Annotated in this window: 22 protein-coding genes and 1 other RNA gene; 7 read left to right on the top strand and 16 right to left on the bottom strand. The window is 59.8% G+C overall.

Features of this window, described 5'->3' with window-relative positions:
* Positions 1-43: 43 nt before the first annotated feature.
* Positions 44-397, bottom strand: an RNA gene (rnpB, locus tag MKZ87_RS11945) — RNase P RNA component class A.
* Between the two features lie 73 nt (positions 398-470).
* The gene (gene rsmI / locus MKZ87_RS11940) at positions 471-1,376 is read right to left on the bottom strand and encodes a 16S rRNA (cytidine(1402)-2'-O)-methyltransferase (protein WP_266200961.1); all 906 of its coding nucleotides are present in this window, start codon (positions 1,374-1,376) and stop codon (positions 471-473) included.
* A 177-nt stretch (positions 1,377-1,553) separates the two neighbouring features.
* Between rsmI and MKZ87_RS11935 the strand changes: the two genes are divergently transcribed.
* The 4 genes from MKZ87_RS11935 (at position 1,554) to MKZ87_RS11920 (ending at position 4,998) form a co-directional block, all read left to right on the top strand.
* Positions 1,554-3,365: a penicillin-binding protein activator gene (locus MKZ87_RS11935; RefSeq protein ID WP_085701786.1), complete on the top strand. Its 1,812-nt coding sequence runs from the start codon at positions 1,554-1,556 to the stop codon at positions 3,363-3,365.
* Complete coding sequence (locus MKZ87_RS11930) at positions 3,365-3,727, top strand: YraN family protein (RefSeq protein WP_085701787.1); 363 nt, start codon at positions 3,365-3,367, stop codon at positions 3,725-3,727. The genes MKZ87_RS11935 and MKZ87_RS11930 overlap by 1 nt, the downstream gene beginning before the upstream one ends.
* Positions 3,728-3,829: 102 nt before the next feature.
* A complete protein-coding gene (locus MKZ87_RS11925) occupies positions 3,830-4,423 on the top strand; it encodes a phosphoheptose isomerase (protein ID WP_007928463.1) in 594 nt (197 codons plus the stop codon).
* Positions 4,420-4,998, top strand: coding sequence for a BON domain-containing protein (locus MKZ87_RS11920; RefSeq protein ID WP_085700847.1), 579 nt, complete (start codon positions 4,420-4,422; stop codon positions 4,996-4,998). Before MKZ87_RS11925 ends, MKZ87_RS11920 begins: the two co-directional genes overlap by 4 nt.
* A 52-nt stretch (positions 4,999-5,050) precedes the next feature.
* Here the strand turns inward: MKZ87_RS11920 and MKZ87_RS11915 are convergent, their stop codons facing one another.
* The 7 genes from MKZ87_RS11915 to rplM all read right to left on the bottom strand — a co-directional run bounded on the left by MKZ87_RS11915 (position 5,051) and on the right by rplM (position 9,937).
* The gene (locus tag MKZ87_RS11915) at positions 5,051-5,464 is read right to left on the bottom strand and encodes a ClpXP protease specificity-enhancing factor (RefSeq protein ID WP_085700848.1); all 414 of its coding nucleotides are present in this window, start codon (positions 5,462-5,464) and stop codon (positions 5,051-5,053) included.
* Positions 5,465-5,480: 16 nt separating this feature from the next.
* Positions 5,481-6,098, bottom strand: coding sequence for a glutathione S-transferase N-terminal domain-containing protein (locus tag MKZ87_RS11910; RefSeq protein ID WP_085700849.1), 618 nt, complete (start codon positions 6,096-6,098; stop codon positions 5,481-5,483).
* 148 nt (positions 6,099-6,246) lie between these two features.
* Positions 6,247-7,029 (bottom strand): cytochrome c1, encoded by a 783-nt coding sequence (locus tag MKZ87_RS11905; protein ID WP_085700850.1) that lies wholly within the window; start codon positions 7,027-7,029, stop codon positions 6,247-6,249.
* Positions 7,029-8,240, bottom strand: a complete 1,212-nt coding sequence (locus tag MKZ87_RS11900; RefSeq protein ID WP_085684715.1) for a cytochrome b — start codon at positions 8,238-8,240, stop codon at positions 7,029-7,031. Before MKZ87_RS11900 ends, MKZ87_RS11905 begins: the two co-directional genes overlap by 1 nt.
* Positions 8,240-8,833, bottom strand: coding sequence for a ubiquinol-cytochrome c reductase iron-sulfur subunit (petA, locus tag MKZ87_RS11895; RefSeq protein WP_041479967.1), 594 nt, complete (start codon positions 8,831-8,833; stop codon positions 8,240-8,242). The genes MKZ87_RS11900 and petA overlap by 1 nt, the downstream gene beginning before the upstream one ends.
* Before the next feature lie 268 nt (positions 8,834-9,101).
* The gene (gene rpsI / locus MKZ87_RS11890; RefSeq protein ID WP_007956794.1) at positions 9,102-9,494 is read right to left on the bottom strand and encodes a 30S ribosomal protein S9; all 393 of its coding nucleotides are present in this window, start codon (positions 9,492-9,494) and stop codon (positions 9,102-9,104) included.
* 14 nt (positions 9,495-9,508) lie between these two features.
* Positions 9,509-9,937, bottom strand: a complete 429-nt coding sequence (gene rplM, locus MKZ87_RS11885) for a 50S ribosomal protein L13 (RefSeq protein ID WP_003228062.1) — start codon at positions 9,935-9,937, stop codon at positions 9,509-9,511.
* A gap of 244 nt (positions 9,938-10,181) precedes the next feature.
* Here rplM and MKZ87_RS11880 point away from each other — a divergent pair, with 244 nt between their 5' ends.
* Positions 10,182-11,222, top strand: coding sequence for an NADP(H)-dependent aldo-keto reductase (locus tag MKZ87_RS11880; protein WP_085700851.1), 1,041 nt, complete (start codon positions 10,182-10,184; stop codon positions 11,220-11,222).
* Positions 11,223-11,278: 56 nt separating this feature from the next.
* Here the strand turns inward: MKZ87_RS11880 and MKZ87_RS11875 are convergent, their stop codons facing one another.
* The gene (locus MKZ87_RS11875) at positions 11,279-12,415 is read right to left on the bottom strand and encodes an acyl-CoA dehydrogenase family protein (RefSeq protein WP_085700852.1); all 1,137 of its coding nucleotides are present in this window, start codon (positions 12,413-12,415) and stop codon (positions 11,279-11,281) included.
* Between the two features lie 246 nt (positions 12,416-12,661).
* Between MKZ87_RS11875 and MKZ87_RS11870 the strand changes: the two genes are divergently transcribed.
* Positions 12,662-13,558 carry a GlxA family transcriptional regulator gene (locus MKZ87_RS11870; protein WP_170929796.1) on the top strand — a complete coding sequence of 299 codons (897 nt, stop codon included), beginning with the start codon at positions 12,662-12,664 and terminating at the stop codon, positions 13,556-13,558.
* A 61-nt stretch (positions 13,559-13,619) separates the two neighbouring features.
* On the opposite strand, the gene zapE is transcribed toward MKZ87_RS11870, so the two are convergent.
* The 3 genes from zapE to MKZ87_RS11855 all read right to left on the bottom strand — a co-directional run bounded on the left by zapE (position 13,620) and on the right by MKZ87_RS11855 (position 16,814).
* A complete protein-coding gene (zapE, locus tag MKZ87_RS11865; protein WP_085700854.1) occupies positions 13,620-14,714 on the bottom strand; it encodes a cell division protein ZapE in 1,095 nt (364 codons plus the stop codon).
* Positions 14,715-14,804: 90 nt separating this feature from the next.
* Positions 14,805-16,160 carry a tryptophan--tRNA ligase gene (locus MKZ87_RS11860; RefSeq protein ID WP_085701790.1) on the bottom strand — a complete coding sequence of 452 codons (1,356 nt, stop codon included), beginning with the start codon at positions 16,158-16,160 and terminating at the stop codon, positions 14,805-14,807.
* Between the two features lie 24 nt (positions 16,161-16,184).
* Positions 16,185-16,814 carry an alpha/beta hydrolase gene (locus MKZ87_RS11855; RefSeq protein ID WP_085700926.1) on the bottom strand — a complete coding sequence of 210 codons (630 nt, stop codon included), beginning with the start codon at positions 16,812-16,814 and terminating at the stop codon, positions 16,185-16,187.
* A gap of 144 nt (positions 16,815-16,958) precedes the next feature.
* Between MKZ87_RS11855 and MKZ87_RS11850 the strand changes: the two genes are divergently transcribed.
* Positions 16,959-17,393 carry a YhcB family protein gene (locus tag MKZ87_RS11850; protein ID WP_039766275.1) on the top strand — a complete coding sequence of 145 codons (435 nt, stop codon included), beginning with the start codon at positions 16,959-16,961 and terminating at the stop codon, positions 17,391-17,393.
* Positions 17,394-17,460: 67 nt separating this feature from the next.
* Here the strand turns inward: MKZ87_RS11850 and MKZ87_RS11845 are convergent, their stop codons facing one another.
* The 3 genes from MKZ87_RS11845 to MKZ87_RS11835 form a co-directional block, all read right to left on the bottom strand.
* The gene (locus MKZ87_RS11845) at positions 17,461-18,192 is read right to left on the bottom strand and encodes an OmpA family protein (protein WP_085700856.1); all 732 of its coding nucleotides are present in this window, start codon (positions 18,190-18,192) and stop codon (positions 17,461-17,463) included.
* A gap of 114 nt (positions 18,193-18,306) precedes the next feature.
* Positions 18,307-18,951 (bottom strand): MBL fold metallo-hydrolase, encoded by a 645-nt coding sequence (locus tag MKZ87_RS11840; RefSeq protein ID WP_085745362.1) that lies wholly within the window; start codon positions 18,949-18,951, stop codon positions 18,307-18,309.
* A gap of 101 nt (positions 18,952-19,052) precedes the next feature.
* Positions 19,053-21,788 carry a LuxR C-terminal-related transcriptional regulator gene (locus tag MKZ87_RS11835; RefSeq protein WP_227233509.1) on the bottom strand — a complete coding sequence of 912 codons (2,736 nt, stop codon included), beginning with the start codon at positions 21,786-21,788 and terminating at the stop codon, positions 19,053-19,055.
* Positions 21,789-21,813 lie beyond the last annotated feature (25 nt).

The following is a 21,813-nucleotide window of genomic DNA, read 5'->3' as shown; positions in this document are numbered from 1 at the left end:
AAACAGCCCTGTCGCCTTTAATTCAAGCAGGGAAAAGAAAAAGGTGGAGAGTCGATCTGTAAGCCGGGTTCTGTCTTGAACAGTCATTCGTCTACGATGGCCATCACTGGACATCTTTAGCAACCTACCCGGTCCCAGCGCGGGCCACGCCTTGGGACCCTATTTGGTCTTGCTCCAAGTGGGGTTTACCTAGCCACGAACTGTTGCCAGACGTGCGGTGCGCTCTTACCGCACCTTTTCACCCTTACCGGCGCCGAAGCACTTAGGCGGTTATTTTCTGTGGCACTTTCCGTAGGCTCACGCCTCCCAGGCATTACCTGGCACTTCGCCCTATGGAGCCCGGACTTTCCTCCCCCCTCTAATTTTCATAGAGGGCAGCGACTGTCCGATCGACTCTCCGCCGCGCAGGTTAACGGCAGAGCGGCCGAAGAACAAGCGCTAATAGCCCGCAAACCGGTCTGCGCGACGGGTTACGCGTCTTTTTGCTGATCCAGCGCCACCTGATACAGCACGTTTTTGCGCTCACCGGTGATTTGCGCCGCCAGGGCCGCCGCACGCTTGAGCGGCATCTCTTCCAGCAACAGATTGAGGATGCGCATCGCCTCGCTGCTGACGGCGTCTTCGGATTCCTGCGCGGTCCAGCCCGCCACCACCACGACGCATTCGCCACGCTGCTGATTGCTGTCGGCCTCGACGAATGCCCGCAACTCACTCAGCGGCAATCCCTTGAGTGTTTCAAAGGTCTTGGTGATTTCACGAGCGAGCAATGCCGGACGATCAGCGCCGAATACCGCCTCCATATCCTGCAGGCACTCCAGAATACGATGCGGCGCCTCGTAGAAAATCAGTGTGCGCGATTCTTCCTTGATAGCTTCCAGGCGCGCTTTGCGCCCTACGGCCTTGGCCGGAAGAAAGCCTTCGAAGATGAAACGGTCAGACGGCAGGCCGGCAGCCGATAACGCTGCGATCAACGCGCATGCGCCCGGCACCGGCACCACATTGATCCCGGCGGCACGCGCCTGACGCACCAGGTGATAACCCGGATCGGAAATCAGCGGCGTACCGGCGTCGGAAATCAGCGCGACATTGTCACCCGCCAGCAGACGGGTAATGAAGCGACTGCCTTCATCCCGCTCGTTGTGCTCGTGGCAGGCTGCAAGCGGAGTGGAGATGCCGAAGTGCTGCATCAGGCGCTGGGAATGGCGCGTATCTTCCGCAGCAATCAGTGCCACCTCGCGCAGGATCTTCAACGCCCGGGCGCTGATGTCATCCAGGTTGCCGATGGGCGTCGCCACCACATAAAGCGAGCCCGCAGCGGAATTCAAAGGACCTGGAGCAGTCAAAGCGCACACCTCATGATCGGTAAAAGCCGCCATTGTAGCGCGTCGTGCGCCGGACGATGCGTCCGGGTCGGACACGGTTTGTCGCACCATTGTGAGGCTGCGCACTCTTTGTATCAGCTAAATTCACGGTTTCACGCCAGTAACATCGCGCCCCGGCCAGTGCTTGGGTACAATTCGACGCTAATTTGATCGAGTATCAGGAACACTTACATGATCGCTTGCCTGCGGCTGTTCACTGCCCTCTGCCTCGCTGCCTTGCTGGCGGCTTGCGCCAGCTCCCCTTCCTCCAGCCTTGGCGAACTTCCACGGACCCCGGATGCCACCATCGAGCAACTGCTCGAACAGGCTGCCCAGGCCAAATCGCCGGACAAGGCTGCGCTGCTGCGCCTGAGTGCGGCAGACATGGCCTACCGTCAGGGCAATGCCGGACAGTCCGCGCAAATCCTGCAGCAAGTACCGATGGATCAACTCCAGCCTGGCCAGCAGGCGTTCGCCAGCACGCTGTCAGCTGAACTGGCCATGACCCGTAACCAGCCGAAAGCCGCGCTGACTGCCCTGAGCCATCCAAGCCTGCAACGCCTGAGCGAAATGTCCGTACCGCTGCAAGTTCGCGCCGGCACCGTTCACGCCCGCGCCCTTGAGGCCGACGGCCAGACTCTGGCCGCCGCCCGCGAGCGCATCTTCATCGCGCCGATGCTGGAGGGCGAAGCCGCCAGCAAGAACCACGAGGCGATCTGGACCCTGATCGCATCGCTGCCGGCCGATCAACTGCAAGCGAACACCACCGATGATCTCGGTGGCTGGATGAGCCTGGCCCTGGCAGTGAAAACCGCCGGCACTCTGGAACAACAGCAAGCCGCCATCGACAACTGGCGCAACCAGCATCCAAAACACCCGGCCGCGATCAATCTGCCTCTACCCCTGACCAAACTCAAGGAGCTGGCCAGCCAGCCCCTGAGCAAGATCGCCCTGCTGCTGCCACAGGACGGCCAACTGGCCTCGGTCGGCAAGGCCCTGCGTGACGGCTTCATGGCTGCGCACTACCAGGCTCAGCAAGCCGGCCAGAAACCACCAGCCATCGAGTTCTATGACAGCTCGAAGCTGACCAACCTCGACGAGTTCTACCGCAAGGCCCAGGCCGATGGCGTGCAACTGGTCGTCGGCCCGCTGGAGAAGCCGCTGGTCAAACAGTTGAGCACCCGTCCGCAACTGCCGATCACCACCCTCGCCCTGAACTACAGCGAAGGCGATCAAGGCCCGGCGCAATTGTTCCAGTTCGGCCTGGCCGCTGAGGACGAAGCCCGCGAAGTCTCCCGCCGCGCCCGTGCCGACGGCCTGCATCGCGCCGCCATCATGGTGCCGAAAGGCGAATGGGGCGACCGCGTTCTGCGTGCCTTCAGCCAGGACTGGCAGGCCAACGGCGGCAGCATCGTCGCCACCGAACGTGTCGACCAGCCGGTGCAACTGGCCCAGCAGATCGCCGACATGTTCCAGCTGCGTCAGAGCGAAGCCCGCGCCAAGAGCCTGCAGAACGCTGCCGGCACCAACGTTGCCGCCCAGCCTTCGCGTCGCCAGGACATCGAATTCATCTTCCTCGCCGCCACCCCGCAGCAGGCGCAGCAGATCAAGCCGACCCTGAACTTCCAGTACGCCGGTGACGTGCCGGTCTACGCAACCTCCCACGTGTTCAGCGCCAGCGGTGATGTCAACCAGTACAACGACATGAACGGCGTGCGCTTCTGCGAAACCCCATGGCTGCTGGAAACCAGCGACCCGCTGCGTCAGCAGGTCACCGCGCAATGGCCACAAGCCGCCGGCAGCCTCGGCCGTCTTTATGCGATGGGCGTCGATGCCTATCGCTTGGCGCCGCGCCTGGATCAGCTCAAGGCACTGCCGGACAGCCGCATCGAAGGTCAGTCGGGCAGCCTGGGCATGACCCAGTCCCAACGCGTCGTACGTCAGTTGCCATGGGCGCAGTTTGTCAGCGGCCAGATCCAGCGCCTGCCGGACACTCCACGCTGATGCCCGACAGGTCACACCTGCAAAGCGGCAAGGATGCCGAGCGCCAGGCGCTCGAGCATCTGCAGTGCCAGGGTCTGCGCCTTCTGGCGCAGAACTGGTCATGCAAACGCGGTGAGCTTGATCTGGTCATGCTTGATGGCGATACAGTAGTATTCGTCGAGGTTCGTTACCGAAAGAACACTCAATGGGGCGGCGCACTCGATAGCATCGATGGGCGCAAACGGCAGAAACTGATTTTCGCCGCGCAGTTTTTTCTTCAGCGCGAGTCGCGTTGGGCCAATTCCCCCTGCCGCTTCGACGTGGTGGCCATCGACAGCCACCAGGGTCAGCTGAACTGGTTGCAGAATGCGTTCGACAGCTGAGCACCTGCTCCGACCCGGACATTTTCACTCAACACTTTTGCTCTTTGCTTTGCGGGCTGCACATTCACGTGCCGGACAGCCGCGCTAATTAAGGTCACACAGATGGACATGCAATCCCGAATTCGCCAGCTTTTCCAGGCCAGCATCGACACCAAGCAACAGGCGATGGACGTACTTGCACCGCACATCGAGCAAGCCAGCCAGGTGATGGTCAACGCCCTGCTCAACGAGGGCAAAATGCTCTCGTGCGGCAACGGCGGCTCGGCCGGCGATGCCCAGCACTTTTCTTCGGAACTGCTCAACCGTTTCGAACGTGAACGCCCCAGCCTGCCGGCGATCGCGCTGACCACCGACAGCTCGACCATCACCTCGATCGCCAACGACTACAGCTACAACGAAGTGTTCTCCAAGCAAATCCGCGCACTCGGCCAGCCGGGTGACGTGCTGCTGGCCATTTCGACCAGCGGCAACTCGGCGAACATTATTCAGGCGATCCAGGCCGCACATGATCGCGAAATGATTGTCGTAGCATTGACCGGACGCGACGGCGGCGGCATGGCTTCGCTGCTGCTGCCCGAAGACGTCGAGATTCGCGTACCGGCCAACGTCACCGCACGTATTCAGGAAGTCCACTTGCTGGCGATCCATTGCCTTTGCGATCTGATCGACAGCCAACTGTTCGGGAGTGAAGAATGACCCCTAATCGCCTTGGCCTTCTGGCCTTGACCCTGTGCCTCGGCATCAGCGGCTGCACGTCGGTGGTGAATGCCAGCCGTGAAGCGCCGATCGAAGACGACCGTGGTACCCGCACATTCGGCAGCAAGATCGATGACTCGCTGATCGAAACCAAAGTCGGCGTCAACGTGGCCAAGGCCGATCCGGCCCTGGACAACGACTCGCACATCGTCGTCACCAGCTTCAACGGCGTCGTGCTGCTGGCCGGCCAGACCCCGCGCGCAGACCTCAAGGAAAAGGCCGAACAAGCCGCTGCCAACGTTCAGCGCGTGAAAAAGGTCCATAACGAACTGCAAGTAATCCCCCCTTCCGGCTTCATTGCCCGTCAGAACGACTCGTGGCTGACCACCAAGATCAAGACCCAGATGCTCACCGATGCCAGCATTCCCGGCTCGCGCATCAAGGTCGTGACCGAGAACGGTATCGTCTATCTGCTGGGCCTGCTGACCAAACAGGAAGCCGCCCAGGCGACCAACCTGGTTCAGGGTGTTTCCGGTGTGCAGAAGATTGTGAAGCTGTTCGAGTACATCGACTGAACCGCAAAATGCAGGCACAAAAAAAGGCGATCCAACTGGATCGCCTTTTTTATTACTTCACCACTTTCAGGCTTGGCCGGCCGCTTGGGCGCGGTGGCTCGCTGTCCGGTGGAGGAACATCGTCATCCTGCTCGATCTCGTCTCCGTCATCCATCGGCGACTCCAGATCGAACACCATGCCCTGACCGTTTTCCCGGGCGTAGATCCCCAGGATTGCAGCAATCGGCACATAAAGGCTGTGCGGGACGCCGCCGAAGCGACCTTCAAAGGTCACAACGTCGTTGTCCATGTGCAAGTGCCGCACGGCACTTGGCGAAATGTTCAGGACAATTTGCCCGTCGCTGGCAAAACCCTGTGGCACCTGCACTGCCGGGTACTCGGAATTGACCAGCATGTGCGGGGTGCAATCGTTATCCACAATCCACTCGTAGAGCGCGCGGACCAGATAAGGTCGACTGGAGTTCATAGCGGCTCCTTAAGCCTTAGCGCATGTCGCGTTCGACACCAGACAGACTCGCCTGGAAAGCCTCACGCGCAAACTGACGCTCCATATAATCAAGCAGCGGCTTGGCCTGCCGCGGCAGTTCTATACCCAGAATCGGTAAACGCCAGAGTATTGGCAATAGGCAGCAATCCACCAGACTTTGTTCCTCACTGAGGAAAAACGGCTTGTCGGCAAACAGCGGCGACACGCCCGTCAGGCTTTCGCGCAATTCCTTGCGCGCCACGGCACGAGCCGCTTCCTTGGTGCGCGAATCCAGAATCAGATCCACCAGACCACACCAGTCGCGCTGAATGCGGTGAATCAGCAGACGGCTGTTGGCACGCGCCACCGGGTACACAGGCATCAATGGCGGATGCGGGTAACGCTCATCCAGGTACTCCATCACCACGGTCGACTCCCACAACGCCAAGTCACGATCGACCAGCGTGGGCAGACTGCCGTAAGGGTTCACTTCAATCAGTTTAGGCGGCTGACGACCAGCCTCCACAAAAATGATTTCGGCGCTGACACCCTTCTCTGCAAGCACGATGCGCACTCGGTGGGAATAGTGGTCGGCGGGGTCGGAGTAACAGGCCAACCGATTGGTCACGCCCATGGCGATCCTCCTCGCTTGTTGAAATGGTCGGAGCCGGAAAAACGCGCGCGCCCAGAGGGCGCCTCCCGCAACGGCCGGCGAACCAGGCGTTGCGTTTTCAGAGGCGCCCTTGGGCGCGCGCGATTAACAGCAATTGCTTGAAGCGTTATCAGTGCACGTCTTTCCAGTATTCACGCTTGAGCAGGTAGGCGAACACAAAGAAGAACGCCAGGTACAGCAAGACGTAAGTACCGATGCGCTGATGTTGCAGCTTAACCGGGTTAGCCGAGTAAGCCAGGAAGGTTACCAGATTCTTGACCTTCTCATCGAACTGCTCTTCGTTGAGGGTTCCGGTTTTCGGCACGATGGTCAGTTGATCGCACGCTTCATGAGTCAGAGGCGTACCGGTCAGCGGGTCATATTGTTTCTTGCCGTCTTCGACGATCTGTACCTGTTTGCAACCCACAACCTGACGACCTTGCAGGCCGACCAGCACGTTAGGCATGCCGACGTTCGGGAAGACCTTGTTGTTCACGCCCCATGGACGCGCAGGATCTTCGTAGAACGACCTGAGGTAACCGTAGAGCCAGTCGGTGCCGCGAACACGAGCCACCAGGGTCAGGTCAGGCGGCGCTGCGCCGAACCAGGTCTTGGCGTCGGCCGGCTGCATGCCGATGTTCATGTGATCGCCGATCTTGGCGCCGGTGAACACCAGTTTTTCCAGCATCAGTTCGTGCGGGATTCCGAGGTCATCGGCCACACGCTCGTAACGCTGGAACTTGGCACTGTGGCAACCCATGCAATAGTTGGCGAAAGTACGCGCACCATCCTGCAGGGCAGCCTTGTCGGAAACGTCGATGTCGACCTTTTCCAGTTCCGGACCACCGTGTTCGGCGGCAAAGGACAGCACTGGCAGAGCAGCAAAAATCAGAGCAAAAAATAACTTTTTCATCAGCCAGTCACCCTTTCCGGAACCGGTTTGGTCTTCTCGAGCCTGGTGTAGAACGGCATCAGAATGAAGTAGGCGAAGTACAGGAAGGTGCAGACCTGCGACAACAGCGTACGACCTGGCGTCGGGGCCAGAACACCCAGAATGCCGAGGATCACGAACGAAATGCAGAACACCACCAGCCAGATTTTGCTCATCCAGCCTTTGTAGCGCATCGACTTGACCGGACTGCGGTCGAGCCACGGCAGAACGAACAGCACCGCAATCGCTGCGCCCATGGCGATAACGCCCATGAGCTTGTCAGGGACTGCACGCAAGATTGCGTAGAACGGTGTGAAGTACCAGACCGGTGCAATGTGCTCAGGCGTCTTGAACGGGTTGGCTTGCTCGAAGTTAGGTTTTTCGAGGAAGTAGCCGCCCATTTCCGGGAAGAAGAACACAATGAAGCAGAAGATAAACAGGAACACCACAACGCCGACGATATCTTTCACGGTGTAGTACGGGTGGAAGGCGATGCCGTCCAGCGGGACACCGTTTTCGTCCTTGTGTTTCTTGATGTCCACGCCGTCCGGGTTGTTCGAACCGACTTCGTGCAACGCCAGGATGTGCAGCACCACCAGACCGAGAATCACGATCGGCAGGGCAACCACGTGCAGGGCGAAGAAGCGGTTCAAGGTGATCCCGGAAATCAGGTAGTCACCACGGATCCACTGGGTCAGGTCGTTGCCGATGACCGGGATCGCGCCGAACAGCGAGATGATCACTTGGGCACCCCAGTAGGACATCTGGCCCCACGGCAGCAGGTAACCCATGAAGGCTTCGGCCATCAGCGCCAGATAGATCAGCATGCCGAAGACCCACACCAGCTCACGGGGTTTCTGGTACGAACCGTAGAGCAGACCACGGAACATGTGCAGATAGACCACGATGAAGAACGCCGAAGCGCCGGTGGAGTGCAGCAGACGCAGGATCGAACCGTACTCGACGTCGCGCATGATGTATTCGACAGAAGCGAACGCTTCTTCCGCCGACGGGGTGTAGCTCATGGTCAGCCAGACACCGGTGACGATCTGGTTGACCAGAACGAGCAGCGCCAGCGAGCCGAAGAAGTAGAAGAAGTTGAAGTTTTTTGGAGCGTAATATTTGCTGAGATGGTCTTCCCACATTTTGGTGGCGGGGAAGCGCGCATCAACCCAATCCATGAACTTGCTCATCACGCTTTCTCCGTATCGACGCCAATGACAATCAGCTCATCGGTCTCATAGGAATGCGGGGGTACTGGCAGGTTCAAAGGCGCAGGTTGCGACTTGTAGACGCGGCCAGCCAGATCGTAGTGGGAACCGTGGCAAGGGCAGAAATAGCCGCCTACCCAGTCTTTGCCCAGATCCGCGGGTGCAACTTCGGGACGGAAGGTCGGTGAGCAACCCAGGTGAGTACAGATCCCGATCAGCAGGAGGATTTCCGGCTTGATCGATCGCACTTCTGGGTCGACATAAGTGGGTTGCGTGGAGTTTTTGGAGGTCGGATCGGAGAGCTGGCCCTCGATCTTTTTGAGATTCCCCAGGATTTCCTCGGTACGGCGGACAATGAACACCGGCTGGCCGCGCCATTCAGCAATCATCTGCTGCCCTGGCTCGATTTTGCTGACATTCACTTTCACCGGTGCTCCGGCAGCCTTCGCCTTGGCACTGGGAAACCATGACCCCACGAACGGGACCGCAGCCCCCACCGCTCCTGCAGCACCCACCACGGATGTGGCTGCTACCAAGAAGCGACGCCGGCCTGCATTCACGCCGTCATTGCTCATTCAGTCCTCTCCCATCAGCTTTGTGGCCTGTTAAATCAGGCATCTACTAAATTGAAACTATGTACTTATAAAAATTTTGCCGAATGGTAATGAAAACCCCCAATTCTGACAAGGTAATTACCCGGAGGGCTGGCCCTCAAGCCTTGTAGTATAGGGGGTCTACGAATGTGGCAAGTTGTCACAGCGCAATTATTCAAGAAATCGCACGCATAAAAAAACGCCCGGTTCCGTGAGGAATCGGGCGTTCTTTTTGAACGTGGAAGCGAAATTAACGCTTCGAGTACTGCGGACGCTTACGCGCTTTACGCAGACCAACTTTCTTACGTTCAACTTCACGGGCGTCGCGAGTAACGAAGCCAGCTTTGCGCAGAGCGCTACGCAGGGTTTCGTCGTAGTCCATCAGAGCGCGAGTGATGCCGTGGCGGATTGCGCCAGCCTGACCACTTACACCACCACCGATGACGGTGACGTAGATGTCGAACTTCTCGACAGTCTCAGTCAGTTCCAGCGGCTGACGAACTACCATGCGGGCAGTTTCGCGACCGAAGAACGTGTCCAGGGAGCGGTTGTTGATGGAGATGTTACCAGTACCCGGACGCAGGAAAACGCGTGCGGTTGCGGTCTTGCGACGGCCAGTGCCGTAATTTTGAGTCGCCGACATAATGAACTATTCCGTTAAATCTTCAGTTCTTGGGGCTGCTGAGCAGTATGAGGGTGTGCAGCGCCCGCATAGACTTTCAGCTTACGGTACATGTCGCGACCCAGTGGGTTTTTAGGCAGCATGCCTTTAACCGCGGTCTCGATCACGCGCTCAGGGGCCTTGGCGATCAGCTTTTCAAAGTTGATCGACTTGATACCGCCCGGAAAACCGGAGTGGGAGTAGTACATTTTGTCAGTGGTTTTAGCGCCGGTAACACGGATCTGCTCGGCGTTGATTACGACGATGTAGTCGCCGGTGTCAACGTGAGGAGTGTACTCAGGCTTGTGCTTGCCACGCAGACGGCTCGCGATTTCGGTGGCCAGACGACCCAGGGTCTGACCAGCAGCGTCGACGACAAACCAGTCGCGCTTTACTGTTTCCGGTTTAGCAGTAAAAGTTTTCATTCTTTATAGCCTCAGGGGCCGCCTGTAAATAAGACGGCGGATCTTACTGAATAGTGCGTACTTTGACAAGTCAAAGGCAGCCGGATACAGACGCTTTCGGGGGCTCGGGTCGGCGCGTCCGTTCAACGGCAAGATTCTTCGGCGGCGGGGCATCACTTCCACTGCAGAAAGAGGTCGGCAATTATGCAGATTGCGAAAAAAATTTCAACCTGCTTTTATGCTTGTTTTGCCCAAGGAGCACCCGATGGACTATCGCCAGCTAGGCCGTACCGACCTGAACGTGAGTGCAATCTGCCTCGGCACCATGACCTGGGGCGAGCAAAACACTGAAGCTGAAGCCTTCGCCCAGATCGAACGGGCAAAAGAGGCCGGGATCAACTTCCTCGACACCGCCGAGATGTACCCGGTGCCACCGAAAGCCGAAACCTACGCCACCACCGAGCGCTACATCGGCAATTACTTCAAGAGCCGCGGCGACCGCGCCGACTGGATCCTCGCCAGCAAGATCGCCGGCCCCGGCAACACCATCGACTACATCCGCGACAAGAACCTGCGCCACAACCGCCAGCACATCACCGAAGCGGTGGACGCCAGCCTCAAGCGCCTGCAGACCGACTACATCGATCTGTACCAATTGCACTGGCCGGAGCGTAGCACCAACTTTTTCGGACAACTGGGCTACAAGCACCAGACCGAAGCCAACCTGACGCCGCTTGAAGACACACTCGAAGCACTCGATGAGCAAGTGAAGGCCGGCAAGATCCGCCACATCGGTCTGTCCAACGAAACGCCGTGGGGCACCATGCGCTTTCTCGCGCTGGCCGAAGCCCGTGGCTGGCCGCGCGCGGTGTCGATCCAGAACCCGTACAACCTGCTCAACCGCAGCTTCGAGATCGGCCTGGCGGAAATCGCCATCCGCGAACAGTGCGGCCTGCTCGCCTATTCGCCGCTGGCGTTCGGTTTCCTGTCGGGCAAGTACGAAGGCGGGGCGCGTCCGCCGAAAGGCCGCCTTAGCCTCTACAGCCGTTTCAGTCGCTACTTCAACCCGCAATCGGAAGTGGCGTGCAGCCGTTACGTGGCCCTCGCCCGGGAACATGGCCTGGATCCGGCACAAATGGCCCTGGCGTTTGTAAATCAGCAACCGTTCGTCACCAGTAACATCATCGGTGCGACGACGCTGGAGCAACTGGACAGCAACATCGCCAGCTACGAACTGAAACTATCGAAGGAAGTACTGGAAGGGATCGAAGCGATCCACAAGGATCATCCGAATCCGGCGCCGTAATAAAGGACGATGATCGTTCCCACTTTGCGTGGGAACGATCATGCTCACTGCAAAACTCAAAGCGACCGCGCAATGATCTCTTTCATGATTTCATTGGTGCCGGCATAGATCCGCTGCACCCTTGCATCCGCCCAGGCCCTGGCCACCGGGTACTCCCACATGAAACCGTAGCCGCCATGCAGTTGCACGCACTCGTCGAGCACCTTGCATTGCAGGTCGGTGCCCCAATACTTGGCCATCGCCGCTGTCGGCACATCAAGCTTGCCTTGCAGGTGCAACTCCAGGCAGCGATCGACGAACACGCGGCCGATCTGAATCTCGGTGGCCATTTCCGCCAGTTTGAAGCGGGTATTCTGGAAGTCGGCAATCGACTTGCCGAACGCTTTGCGGTCACGGGTGTAATCCAGCGTCCATTGCAGCGCCGCCTCGGCTGAAGCCAGTCCGCCAATGGCCACGGTCAAACGTTCCTGCGGCAATTCCTGCATCAGATAGGCAAACCCCGCCCCGGCCTGCCCCAACAGGTTTTCCTTCGGCACGCGCACGTCCTGGAAGAACAATTCCGACGTGTCCTGAGCCTTCATTCCGACCTTCTCCAGGCGTTTGCCCTTGTCGAAGCCTGGCGTATTCGCCTCCACCAGAAACAGGCTGGTGCCCTTGGCGCCGGCCTTGGGATCCGTTTTGGCGACGACGATCACCAGATCCGCCAGAAAGCCATTGGTGATGAAGGTTTTCGAACCGTTGATCACATATTCGTCGCCATCCAGCACGGCCGTGGTCTTGACCCCTTGCAGGTCGGAACCGGCGCCCGGCTCGGTCATGGCGATCGCGGTGACCATCTCGCCGGACACCAGTTTCGGCAGGTATTTCTGCTTCAGCGCCTCGCTGCCGTAATGCAGGATGTACGGCGCGACGATGTCCGAATGCAGCGAGAAACCGATGCCGGTCAGGCCCAGCCGCCCTACTTCTTCGATCACGACCGCGCTGTAGAGAAAGTCCGCCCCCAACCCGCCGTATTCCTCTGGCAGATGCGAGCAGAGCATCCCCGCTTCCCCCGCCTTGTTCCACAGATTGCGGTCGATGTAGCCTTGCTTTTCCCATTGTCCATGGAACGGCACGGCCTCTTTTTCGAGGAATGTTCGTACGCTGTCGCGGAACAATTCGTGCTCGGAGCTGAACAAGGTTCTGGGAATCATGCGGCACCTTTTCTTTATTGTTGGAGGGATCAGACCTTCAGAGACTAAGCCTCGCTTTCGATACAGGACACTGGACACATCCGACAAAAAATAAGACGATCCAGCCGTCTGGTGACCACTTTCCCTTATAAAAACAAAAGTTGAATTATGTCCAAGCAAGTCTCCACGCCCTTGCGGCGCGTCAGCATCCTGGCGATCGACCGGGTTTTCGCTTCCACCCTCATGCAAGCCAAGGATTTCTTCCATCTGGCCAGCCTGCGTTACGGCAAACAACTGGGCCACGGCCTGACTCCGGTGTTCGAAACCCGCCTGGTCAGCCCCGACGGCAAACCGGTGAACAGCTTCAGTGATGTGGTCATGCCCGTGGACGGCGGCCTGGAAAACGCCGACGTCATCATCCTCCCGGCCTTCTGGGACGATTTCGATACGCTGTGCCAACGTTATCCACAGATCCTGCCGTGGCTGCGCGAACAGCACGCCCGGGGCGCCGTGCTCTGCGGCGAGGCCACCGGGGTGTTCTGGCTGGCCGAGGCAGGGTTGCTCAACGGCAAGGAAGCGACCACCTACTGGCGCTTCTTCAATGCCTTCGCCGAGCGTTTCCCCAAGGTCTATCTCAATCAGGACAAGCACCTGACCGACGCCGACAATCTGTATTGCGCCGGCGGCACCACCTCAGCCTGCGATCTCTACATTTACCTGATCGAGCGTTTCTGCGGTGCCAATGTGGCCCAGGCCGTGGCCCGCGACATTCTCTATGAGGTGCAACGCAGCTACGCACCTGGCCGCATCGGCTTCGGCGGTCAGAAGCTGCACCAGGACGTGATCATCCTGCAGATCCAGCACTGGCTTGAAGAGCATTTCGCCGACAAGTTCCGCTTCGAAGACGTGGCGCGCGAGCACGGCATGAGCATTCGCAACTTCATGCGCCGCTTCCAGACCGCCACCGGCGACAAGCCGCTGCACTACCTGCAACGGCTGCGCATCGAGACTGCCAAGGGCCTGCTCTCCGGCAGTCGCAAGAGCATCAAGACCATCAGCTACGAAGTCGGCTACGACGATGCGAGCTTCTTCGCACGGCTGTTCCGCCAGCACACCGAACTGTCGCCGAACCAGTACCGGCAGCAGTTCCAGCAAGCTGCCTGACGATTCGACCAGACACAAAAAAAGGCCTGCATCTGCAGGCCTTTTTGTTTGCCGATTCCGCTTAAGGCTTGTGTGCCCGGGACAGGAATTCGTGCGATTGCATCTCCAGCAGACGGCTGAGGGTACGCTGGAACTCGAACGTCAGGCGTCCGCCGGTGTACAGGTCTTTCAACTCGACTTCGGCAGAAATGATCAGTTTGACGTTACGGTCGTAGAACTCGTCGACCATGTTGATGAAGCGTCGGGCGATGTCGTCGGTAGTGACGCTCATCTGCTCCACGCCACTGAGCAGCACGGCGTGGAAGATCTTGCCCAGCTCGATGTAGTCGTTCTGGCTGCGCGGGCCATCGCACAGCTCGCGGAAGTCGAACCAGGCCACGTCATCGCAAGTACGCAGGGCACGGATTTCGCGGTTTTCGATGATCAGCACATCGTTTTCCACGGCGGCGGTGCATTCCGGCGTCAGTGCGCGGAAGCTCTTGCGCAGGCTTTCGTGGGCAACTTCGTCGAGCGGAAAGTGGAACAGTTCCGCTTGTTCGAGGTGGCGCAGACGGTAGTCGACGCCGCTGTCGACGTTGACGATCTCGGTGTTCTGCTTGATCAGCGCGATGGCCGGCAAGAAGCGCGCGCGCTGCAGGCCATCCTTGTACAGACCGTCCGGCACGATGTTCGAAGTGGCAACCAGCGTTACGCCGTTCTTGAACAGTTCTTCCATCAGCGTGCCGAGGATCATGGCGTCGGTGATGTCGGAGACGAAGAATTCATCAAAACAGATGACCCGCGATTCCGTCGCGAAACGCTTGGCGATGATGGTCAGCGGGTTTTTCTCGCCGCCGAGGGTTTTCATCTCTTCGTGCACGCGCTTCATGAAGCGGTGGAAGTGAGTGCGGGTCTTTTCCTTGAATGGCAGCGCTTCGAAGAAGGTGTCCACCAGGTAAGTCTTGCCACGACCCACGCCGCCCCAGAAGTACAGACCCTTGACCGGCGTCTGATCCTTTTTGCCAAACAGCTTGCCCAGCAAACCCGGCTTGTTCTGCTCGGCCGCGATCAGGTCGTCGTACAGGCGTTGCAGATGACGCACGGCAGTTTCCTGCGCCGCATCGTGGAAGAAGTCCGGGCGTTTCAGATCAGCTTGATATCGTTCTAGGGGCGTCATAATTCGTTAGCAAGGCAACAAAAACGGGCCGTCACTGTAGCGATGGCCCGTGGGAATGGCAATCGGCCCTTGGTCGGGCCGGCCCGTTGATTATTCCTGAACCGGTGTCAGAGCGATCCGCAAGGCCTCGACGGCCGCGTCCCGCGCTGCCACGTCGGCAAACGCCGGGCTGTCGCCGACACACTCGCCTTCCAGCCAGACACTGAAACTCAGGTCTTCGCTGCGCACATCCAGTGCCTGACCCGACTGCAGCTGCTTGGTCACCTGACCGGCGGTCTTGCCGTCGGCGAAGTTGCGCGACAGCAGCAGTTGCTCGCCATCGGCCGCCAACAGACGGAAACGGAAGCTGCCGTCGTCTTCGCGGAAACTGACGAAACGTGCGGCTTTAGCGGCTTTCTTCTTGGTGGTCGCGGTCACCTGAACCTGATTGACGAAGGAGCGCAGGCCGACCGCTTCGCGCAGCTCGTTGAGGAACGGCGTCGCCACCGCACGGGCCTTTTTGGCACCGTGTTGCAGGATGTCTTCCAGATCGGCCGGACGCTCGATCAACTGGTGATAACGCTCGCGGGACTCGCCCAGCTCGTTATCGAGCAACTGGAACAGACGGTTCTTCGCCTCGCCCCAGCCCAGACCACCCAGCAGTTCGCTGCGGAACTCGTCGGCCTGCGCCGGCGTGGAGAAAGCCTGGAACAGGGTGAACAGGTGCGAGTTGTCCGGATCTTTCGCTTCGCCCGGCGCGCGGGAGTCGGTGACGATCCGCGAGATCGCGTCCTTCATTTCCTTGGCGCTGGAGAACAGCGGAATGGTGTTGTCGTAGCTCTTGGACATCTTGCGACCGTCCAGGCCCGGCAGCGTGGCAACGCTTTCTTCGATCAGCGCTTCGGGCATGGTGAAGAACTCCTTGCCCTGGCCGAACAGGTGGTTGAAGCGCTGGCCGATGTCACGAGCCATTTCCACATGCTGGATCTGGTCGCGACCGACCGGCACCTTGTGTGCGTTGAACATCAGGATGTCGGCCGCCATCAGCACCGGATAGCTGTACAAGCCCATGGTGATGCCGGCATCCGGGTCTTCGCCGGTCTCGAGGTTCTTGTCCACCGAAGCCTTGTAGGCGTGGGCACGGTTGAGCAGGCCCTTGGCCGCGACACACGTCAGCAGCCAGGTCAGCTCGGGGATTTCCGGGATGTCGGACTGACGATAGAAGGTCACGCGATCCACATCCAGGCCACCGGCCAGCCAGGTCGCGGCGATTTCCAGACGCGAGCGCTGAATGCGCAGCGGGTCATCGCATTTGATCAAGGCATGATAGTCGGCCAGGAAGTAGAACGAATCGGCATTGCTGTCGCGGCTGGCGAGAATCGCCGGGCGAATGGCACCGGCGTAGTTGCCCAGGTGCGGGGTGCCGGTGGTGGTGATGCCGGTGAGGATGCGGGTACGGTTCGTCATGGGTAATCGCTTGTCAGACTGCAATCAATTCGAGAGACGCGGCAGGATCAGATCCTTGAGATCGGTCAGCTTGCCATGAAAAAAGTGTCCGCATTCTGCCACTTTCAGCAGCTCATGGGGGCGCTGGAGTTTGTCGGACCAGTCGTAGACCCGCTGCGGCTCGATCACTTCGTCGGTTTCCGGCTGGATTACGGTCAGTTCGCCCTGCTGCGGCAGTTGATCCTGCTCGCCCAGGCGCATCACCGCCGGTGCGACCATGAACAAGTGCTTGAGCGTGATGCCTTGGGCTTCGAGACGGCCGCCGAGACTTGCTGCAACAAATCCACCGAAGGAGAAACCGAACAGGGTCAGTGGCAGACCCGGATGTTTGTCCAGCAGCCATGCGGCGGCAGCCTGGGCGTCGTCGACCTCACCCGTGCCCATGTCATGAGAGCCTTCGCTGGCACCGACGCCGCGATAGTTGAAGCGCAAGGTGATCAGGCCGGCATCGCGCGCGGTGCGCTGCAGGGTCGAGACGACCTTGTTGAGCATGGTGCCGCCCTGCACCGGGTTGGGATGGCAGATCAGCGCGATGCCTCGCGGCTGCTCATTGTCCAGGTACAAAGACTCAAGTTGACCCACCGGGCCATCAATCACTACAGGGGTTTCACGCATCAGCAAGGAAGGAACTCCGTGACCTCGGATCGGGTCGACTCGTCTAGCAAATTGTCTGTGCCAGTCTATTGCGAGTGAATCGCGGTATACAGCGCAGGTTCGAGCCGTTAACGTAAAGCAAAGCCGTTTATAGAGGAAGGACTCGTGGAACACTCGCTCTTAGTTTGGTTGTTACCGACTCTTGCCCTGGTTGTGGGTGTCGCCATTGGTTTCCTGATCGCTCGCGTTGCGCCGAACGCCGCGCCCAGCCGCACGCAGCGTCAACTGGATGATATTCAGGAACGTTTCGACAGTTATCAGAACGAAGTGGTGACCCACTTCAACAGCACCGCCAATCTGGTCAAGAAACTGACCCAGAGCTATCAGGAAGTGCAGGACCACCTCGCCGAGGGCGCCAACCGCCTGGCCCTGGACGAGCAGACTCGTCAACGCCTGTTGGCTTCTTTGCACTCCGAGGCAGCACAGGCCCCACGGGAACGCCTGACGCCGCCACGGGATCAGGAACCGCCGCGTGATTACGCGCCGAAGACCCCGAACTCGCCGGGCATGCTCGACGAGCATTACGGCCTGAAGAAGTAATCAGCCTTCGCGCCAACAAAAAGCCCCCGGACAATCACTTGTCCGGGGGCTTTTTTGTACCTGACGGTTACGGGTATTGCTGAACGGTGCCCGGCTGTTGCTGGCCACCGTACTGCTGGCCCGGGATTGCCTTGAGGTTGACCTCGACGCGACGGTTCTGCGCGCGGCCATTGACATCACCGTTGCTGGCGATCGGATTATCCGGACCGGCACCGCGGGCGCTCAGGTTGGCACCGCTGACACCTTGCGACGTCAGGTAGGTCGCCACACTCTGCGCACGACGCTGGGACAGGTCCATGTTGTGCTGACGGCTGCCAGTGCTGTCGGTGTAGCCGACGATTTCGATCTGGTTCTGGTTGAACTCTTTGAGCGAGTTGGCCAGGTTGTTCAACGGCTGATAGAAGCTGGGAGCGATGTTCGCCGAATCGGTGGCGAAGGTGATATTGCCCGGCATGATCAGCTTGATCTGATCGCCCTGACGCTGCACTTCAACCCCGGTGTTGGCCATGCTGGCGCGCAGTTTTTTCTCCTGCTGGTCGGCGTAGTAGCCGTAACCGGCGGCCGAGGCACCGACGACAGCTGCGCCAATCAGCGCTCCCTTGCCGCGGTTGTTGTGGTCGATGGCGGCACCGGCCAGCGCGCCGGCCAGTGCTCCGAGGCCACCGTACTTGGCGGTTTTGCTCATGCCCTGGGAGCCACCGTCGGCCTGACCCTGATTGTCATACGGGTTGGGCGAGGCGCAGCCGGACAAGACGGCCACGGCAGTAGCGACAATAATCAAACGACGCGTGGTGAACATGGAGAGCTCCTACATTTTGCATTCTGTGGTGCAGCGGCCATTGGCAACTGGCCCGTGCGGGCGTTGGATCATGACAATGCACAAAAATTCCGCTGCACACCCGTGACAAAATGTTTAGGCACGCACAAACGGGTTCTCGCGCATTTCATCTCCAAGACGCGTATCCGGACCATGCCCGGCCACGACAGTCGCGTCTTCATCCAGGGTGTACAGCCGCTGCTTGATCGATCGCACGATGGTCGCCTGATCGCCGCCCCACAAATCCGTGCGCCCTACTCCGCGACGAAACAACGTGTCGCCGGCAATCAACAGCTTAGCCTCGGAAAACCAGAAGCTCATGGAACCTGGCGTATGCCCCGGTGTGTGCAGTGCCACGCCACAGCCACAGGCCAGCTCTTCATCGTCGCTCAACCAGCGATCCGGTGACGGCACGGGGGTGTAGGGCACGCCGAACATCTGGCACTGCATCTCGAGGTTGTCCCAGAGAAACTGGTCTTCCTTGTGCAGATGCAAGGTGGCGCCGGTCTTCTCTTTCATCTGGCCGGAAGCCAGGAAGTGATCGAGGTGCGCGTGGGTGTGAATGATGCTGACCACTTTAAGGCCCAGCGCATCGAGCCGGGCCATGATCAGGTCAGGGTTGCCGCCCGGGTCGACGACGATGGCTTTTTTGGTGATCGGGTCGCCGATGATCGTGCAGTTGCACTGAAGGGGGCCGACGGGGAAGGTTTCGCGAATGAGCGCGGGATTTGCAGCGGTCATGGGGGATCCTGAAAAGACATTCGAAACAATGCGCAAAGGCTGATTTGCGCCATTTTACGTTGTTGGCTCGCAGGATGACGACACAGCGCAAAACAGCAGATTCAGTTCAACACTCCCAACTCTTTCGCCCGCGCCACCGCCTGCGTGCGCCGCTCCACACCCAGCTTGCTGTTGATGTGACTGGCATGGGTTTTCACGGTGTGCAGAGAGATGAACAGTTGATCGCTGATTTCCTGATTCGAGCAACCCTGAGCGATCAGACGCAGCACCGCCAGTTCACGGCTGCTGAGCTGTTCGGTAGCGGCAGACTCCGCAGTGGGGCGAGCCTGGGTCTGAGGGAATTGCTCAAGCAATTGCTGACCGACGGCTGCCGGTGCAGTCAGTGACAGTTGCCCGCGCAACCAGTCTGCATGCTCTTTGATGAGTAGATCGAAAGGCTGCAGGACACCGCCGGACGCCGCTTCCAATGCCTGAGCCAAAGCCTTGCGGGCCTCAGGTTCGCGGCCACCGGCCAGCAGCAGTGAAACCTTTTGCGTCAACGCCATCACGCTCAACAATTGCCTCCCGGTCTGCTGACCGTTTTCCAGGAGGACATTCAACCGCCCTTCAGCGAGCATCGGCTGCCCCTGAATGACATCCAGCAACGCCTGCTGCAACTCGACATGCAACGGCAGCTGCGGATGAAATTCCGGCGGAGCCGCTGCACGTTCGCCCGTGTAGGTCTGCCCCAGTCGTGCCAGCCACGCTTCGGCCAGATCGATGCGCCCCTGCGCCAGCCACAATTCGCATTTGACCAGGGTGATCATCGCCAGGTAGTAAATTGGCGGGACGTCCCAGATGTGCATCAGGCGTTCGGCTTCGGCCAGCTCGGCGAAGGCCCGTGCGTAGTCGCCGCTGCTGCCGTCAAGTCGGGCGATGACGCAATGGCCGATCAACACGCTGATATCCCGACAGGCCCGAGCTTCGCTCAAACCCGCCTGTAATCGCTGGCGCGCCGCTTCGGGCTGCAATCGCATGGCCAGCAGAAAACCCTCATACAGCGTCAGGCGCGCACGCACGGCGTACAAACGCTGTGCAGACAATCCGCGCAGGCGCTCCAGCCCTTGGCGCACTTCATCGAGCGCGCGCAGGATTTCGCCGCGCGCCTGCAGGACGCGGGCACGATCATAATGCGCCAACGCCTCGAACAAGGGATTGCCGACCCGCTGCGCCAGCTCAAGCGACTCGCGGTTCAGACCCCGTGCGCGCCACAGATCGCCGTCGGCAATTGCCAGGTTGGACAAGGTCGACAGGCACATCAGGCGCTGGCCGTAACGCTTGGCCGGCAGGCTTTCCAGTGCCTCGCTGCAATACTCGATGGTCTGCTCGCGATGGCCTCGCCCACGGGCGATGATGCCCTTGAGCGCCAGCCATTGGGCCAGCATCGATTTCTGTGCGGTGGCCGAGGGTGCTGGCAGAAACCGGCTCAAATGGCTGGCCAGTTCTTCGGCCGCATCTAGCTGACAGGCAAGCCCCAACGCCCAGCTGTACAACACAATCAGGCGCGGGGTGCTGATCAGCAGGCTGTCAGGCAAGTCCATTTTCCAGCGCAGCAGCATGCCGACGTTCTGCTCGGCCAGCAGTTGCTCCTCGGAGAGGTTTTGTACCAGATTGGCCGCGACGTCCAGATGCCCCGCGCGCAAGGCCTGCTCGACGGCTTCATCCAGCAGGCCCTGGGCGTTGAACCAGCGGCAGGCGCGCAGATGCAGCGTCGCGGCGGGGACCAGTGCCCGGGCGATAGGCCGGCTGCGCAACAGGTCGGAAAACAGGTGGTGATAACGGTACCAGTGCCCGTGCTCGTCCAGCGGCACCAGGAACACCTGATGCGCCAGCAGGAAACGCAGGATTTCGGCGCTGTCATGGGCCTCACGCACCGCGTCACACAACTCGCTGCAAAAGCGCTCCTGCGGTGCGGTGTCATAAAGAAACGCCTGCACCTCGGCGGGCAGGCAATCGATGACTTCCTCCAGCAGGTATTCGCGGATCAGCCCTTCCCCGCCGTTCAGCGCTTGCGGCAACGCCGACTCGGTGCCGACTTCGGAAATTGCCAGCAGCCAGAAGCGCAGGCCGGCCACCCAGCCTTCGCTGCGCTGGATCAGGTTTTCCAGCGCTTCACCGCGCAGGGAACTGCTGTGACGATCAAGCAGTGCCAGAGCTTCGTCGTGGGTCAGGCGCAGATCCTGTTCGTGCAGTTCCAGCAATTGGCGCGACAGCCGCAGACGGGCCAGGTGCCAGTCCGGGCGCTGCCGACTGGTGACCATGACCACAAGGCCGTCCGGTAAATGATTGAGGAAAAACTGCAGGCAACGATCGAGCACCGGCCCTTGAGCAAGATGGTAGTCATCCAGTACCAACAGCAGCGGGGCCGTGGGTTGCAGATGCAGCGTCAGCTCATCCAACAGGCCGTCCAGCCATTCTTCGAAGGCAAACGGTTGATGGCGTTGACGCATTTTCAGCAGCCCCAGTGCGCGGCTGCCGAGTTCCGGGAAGTAGTCCTGCAGGCCTTCGAGCAGTCGTTCGAGAAACCGCCCCGGATCGTTATCCCGCGGGCTCAGCCCCAACCAAAGGCTTTGCCAGTGCGCCGGCAGGCTCTGACAGAACTCCACCGCCAGCGAGCTCTTGCCGAACCCGGCCGGAGCGCTGACCAGCAACAGGCGCCCTCCGAGACCGGCGCCAAGGCGTTCGCACAAACGGGGTCGCAGCACGTAGCCATCGGGTAATGGCGGGCGAAAAAAACGTCCGTCCAGTGCCGCGACGGCAACGCTTGCGGGACCCGGAAGTGGGGACAGATCAGTCATGGCCGGCTCTTGTTCGTATGGCTGT

Source organism: Pseudomonas sp. MCal1, assembly GCF_026341415.1.
GTDB lineage: Bacteria > Pseudomonadota > Gammaproteobacteria > Pseudomonadales > Pseudomonadaceae > Aquipseudomonas.
The sequence above is the reverse complement of the archived record's forward strand: the minus strand, read 5'-3'. Positions and strand labels throughout refer to the sequence as shown.